At 68.6% G+C, this 3,747-nt stretch carries 3 protein-coding genes and 1 pseudogene; 1 reads left to right on the forward strand and 3 read right to left on the reverse strand.

Features of this window, described 5'->3' with window-relative positions; genetic code table 11:
* On the reverse strand, positions 1-494 hold a 494-nt coding region (locus JF597_RS06375; RefSeq protein WP_293990455.1), incomplete at its 3' end, for a serine/threonine-protein kinase.
* Between the two features lie 256 nt (positions 495-750).
* On the opposite strand from JF597_RS06375, the gene JF597_RS06380 reads away from it, so the two are divergent.
* Positions 751-1,167, forward strand: coding sequence for a hypothetical protein (locus JF597_RS06380; protein ID WP_293990457.1), 417 nt, complete (start codon positions 751-753; stop codon positions 1,165-1,167).
* Between the two features lie 81 nt (positions 1,168-1,248).
* Here JF597_RS06380 and JF597_RS06385 read toward each other — a convergent pair whose 3' ends face one another.
* Positions 1,249-2,871, reverse strand: a complete 1,623-nt coding sequence (locus JF597_RS06385) for a serine/threonine-protein kinase (RefSeq protein ID WP_293990459.1) — start codon at positions 2,869-2,871, stop codon at positions 1,249-1,251.
* A 152-nt stretch (positions 2,872-3,023) separates the two neighbouring features.
* Positions 3,024-3,747, reverse strand: a pseudogene (locus JF597_RS06390) (serine/threonine protein kinase); the annotation flags it as partial.

The raw sequence follows: 3,747 nt of genomic DNA on the forward strand, positions 1-3,747 counted from the left end.
GCGATGCCGAAGTCGGTGAGCACGACCCGGCCGGTGCCGGACTCGACGAGCACGTTGGCGGGCTTGATGTCCCGGTGCAGCACCCCGGCCGTGTGCGCCGCACGCAACGCGCTCAACAGGTCGGCCCCGATCCGGGCGGCCTCGGCTGCGTCGACCGGGCCGTGCGCGGAGATCCGGTCGGCGAGGGAGCCGCCGTCGATCAACTCCATGACGATGTACGGCCGTTCGTCCTGCTCGACGACGTCGTGGACCACGATGATGTGCGGGTGGGACAGCCGGGCCACCGCACCGGCCTCGCGCAGGGTCCGGTCGCGCTGGAGCCGGGCGTCCTCGGCGGAGAGCGTCTCGTCGAGGGGGATCTCCTTGACGGCCACCTGCCTCCCGAGCAGTTGGTCGGTCGCCCGCCACACCACGCCCATGCCGCCGCGCCCGATCCTCGCCTCCAGGCGATAACGGCCCGCGATCACACGGAAGGTGTCCCCCTCGGTCCCCATGCGCCCCATCATGCCGCAGCGGACGGATACCCTCCGGGGCGGTGACCGGCCAAGGGGGAATCATCCTCCCGGAGGTGGTCCAGCACCATGCCGAGCTCCAGTTCACTCACGTCCAAGGGTGCTCATTTTCAGCCATGACCGGTTTCCGAACGGATGCAAAGCGCGGCAAACTACCAGGACATACGCCTGATACTTGGCAAAACGGGTGGCTGGAATCATGCTGTCCTGTGAATCATGGGAGCCTTACTGTTCGCCCATGGGAAACACATGGAAGCGCCTTTCCGTCATGAGTGTCGCGGCGGTGGCCATATTCGCCACGACCACAGTGACCAATGCCAGCGCGGCGAGTGGCGGCGCCTCGTGCTCCACGACCGGCGCCACGGGGAGCATGACGTTCACCAATTGGTCAAGCAATTACGTGGACATCAGCGGTTGGGTCAAGGACACCGCTGCCGACAGTCACCATGTGGCCATTCAACTCATCTCAACCAATAGTCTTCCCAACGTAAACTATTGGCCCTGGCGTCACGAATACGATGGAAATGGTTCAACTCTCACCTTCACCACTCACGCGTCAACCACCGACGGTTCGCTCCGCGATCTCGGCGTGAACGTAGCGGTCTGGGAAGGGGACCACATAGTCGGCGGGCTCACTTGCGCGGATTGGGCCTGAGCCCCGCACAACAATCTGCCCCCCTTCACGGTCCTGTTCGGCGGAGCTCCTATACGGAGTTCCGCCGAAGGCGTGATGTCCTCACCGCTTCACTTCGCTCTCTTGCCAGCTCCGCAGGATCCAGTCGAACTGCTTGCGGGTGGTGGCCCAGTCGGCGGTCGGCGAAGACGCGTAGATGGCGTACTCGGTGCCGTCGCGTTCCATGAAGCCGACGTCGATGGCGCGGTAGGGAGCCGCAAAGTAATGCGGCGGGTCCTTGGCCAGCGCATTCCACGTGTACTCCCAGCGCGCGCCCGGCAGGTCGCGGAAGAGCGCCTTCTTGAGGCTCAGCGGCGTGTAGTTCTGGAGCCCTGAGATCTGCGACTCCAGGTTCCTCATGTGCGCGTACGAGGTAGCGAAGTCCGGGGCGGTGTCGACGGCGACGCGCACGAGGTGTTTTCCCTTGTCGGGCGAGTAGTCGACCTGCGTGAGGCCGTCCTGGTCGATGGAGATGGACCGCTTCCATCCCTTGGGCAGGTAGATGGTGAAGCCAGCCGGGTCGTTGTGGCGCTGCCAACCGGCGGGAATCCCGCGCTGGCCACCCGGCTCGGTCGGAGTGGCGCTCGGAGTCTGCGAGGCGGAGCCGGAGTCGGCGGGGCTGTCCGTACCGAACTGCTGCCACGCGACCGCGGCACCCCCGCCGATGATCGCGGGGAGGGCGACGACCAGGGCGAACGTGCGCAGGCGGTGCCGCTTCCGCCGCACGGGCGCGGCCGTGACCGGCGGATAGGGCGCGGCAGCGGCCGTCTGCACCGCCCGGGTGTCGGTACCGGTGCCGGCACCGTCGGTCGCGCTCTCCGTCTCGTACCGCACCGACCCCGTCGGCACATACGCCTGCGCAGCCGCCGATCGCCGTCCCTCCGCCGCCTCGGCAAGCATCTGCTCGGCATGCGCCGAGCTCGGCCGGTCGGCCGGATCCTTGCGCAGCAGCGCGGTGAGCACGGGCCCCAGCACACCGGCGTTGACCGGCGCGGCGGGCTCCTCCTCGACGACCGCCTGCATGGTGCCGATCGGCGAGGTGCGGCGGAACGGCGACCTTCCCTCGACCGCCGTGTACAGCGTCGCGCCGAGCGCCCACAGGTCGGATGCCGCGCCCGGGTCATGGCCGCGGACCCGCTCGGGGGCGAGGTAGTCGACCGAGCCGACGACCTCTCCGGTGCGGGTGATCGTCGTATCACCCTCGATCTGGGCGATGCCGAAATCGGTGAGGAGCACGCGGCCGTCATGCGAGATGAGGACGTTGCCGGGCTTCACATCGCGGTGCAGGACCCCGGCAGCGTGCGCCGCCCGCAGGGCGCGCAGCACCCACAGCCCGATCCGCGCGGCCTCGGCCGGCTCGATACGTCCGTCAGCCTTGACCGCGTCGGCCAGCGACCGGCCCTCGATCAGCTCCATGACGATCCACGGGCGAGCGTCATGGTCGAGTACGTCGTGCACGGTGACGACGGCGGAGTGGTTGATCCGGGCGGCCGCACGGGCCTCGGCACGGGTGCGGTGGAGCAGCCGCTCCTGGTCGCTCTCGGACACATAGAGCGCGGCCGTCAGCTCTTTGATGGCGACGGCTCGGTGCAGCACCTCGTCATGGGCACGCCACACCCGTCCCATGCCGCCACTGCCGATGGTGTCGGCGAGCCGGTAACGCCCCGCAAGGAGCAGGCCCTGCATCTGATTCACGTTTCCCCGCAATGCTCTTGACGCAGTCAGACTAAGGACCGGCCCGCGCCGAGGGGAACCAGGGGGGCGTCAAGGAGACCTCACTGTGACGGTTGTCGCTTCCGCGAAGGGCCAGTGAACCCGGGGGGCCCGCACGGCGTCCGTCAGCCGGTCACCTGATAGGTGGCCGACGCCTGCTCGTACAGCCGGGTCACCTCGTCCCGCTCCGCCTCCGGACCGCGTACCTGCACGATGTGGTACTTCCCGCCGATCAGGATCGCGACATTGCGTACGTACAGCTCGCGCCCGTCGTCGCCGGTCCAGGTGAACTGCCCCTCGGCCATGCTCCGCGTGCCCACCTGGATCGACTTCAGCCCGGTGGCGGTGGCCCAGCTGGAGTCGCGGTACGGCTGGAGCTCGGGCTCCTTCTCCCGCTGGTAGGCCATGGGATCGTCGCCGTTCGCGGCCGCGGTGTCCCGCCCGGGGACGATGATCAGCTCGAAGTTGCCCTGCGAGTAGACCACTTGACCGCGACCGTTCCTCGGGGTGCGGTCCCAGCCGCCCGCCACCGCGACCTTGAAGCCCTCGGGGTCGGTGCGCAGGGTGAAGCCGTCGGCGACCTCGGGCCCGGCGGTCTGCGTCTCGGCCGCCCCGCCGGACCGCGACGGCTCGGGGGTCGTCTGCTCGGGTCGCGGCTCACTGCTGGTCGACGGGGACTGCGCGGTACCGGCCTGACTGGTGGAACCTGTCTCCTGGGAAGCTCCCTTGTCGTCGGGGTCCGCCTTCGGCATGAAGTACATGGCGTACACGACCGCCGCGGCCAGCACCAGCAGGATGAGCAGCAGCAGATTGCGGCCAAGGCGGCGCGGCGAAGGAGCGGCCTCCTCG

Source organism: Streptomyces sp. (assembly GCF_019510245.1).
Classification (GTDB): Bacteria; Actinomycetota; Actinomycetes; order Streptomycetales; family Streptomycetaceae; genus Streptomyces.

Excerpts from the sequence above, each read along its gene's own strand:
- JF597_RS06385 (WP_293990459.1), bottom strand. The coding sequence starts at position 2,871 with ATGCAGGGCCTGCTCCTTGCGGGGCGTTACCGGCTCGCCGACACCATC.
- JF597_RS06380 (WP_293990457.1), top strand. The coding sequence starts at position 751 with ATGGGAAACACATGGAAGCGCCTTTCCGTCATGAGTGTCGCGGCGGTG.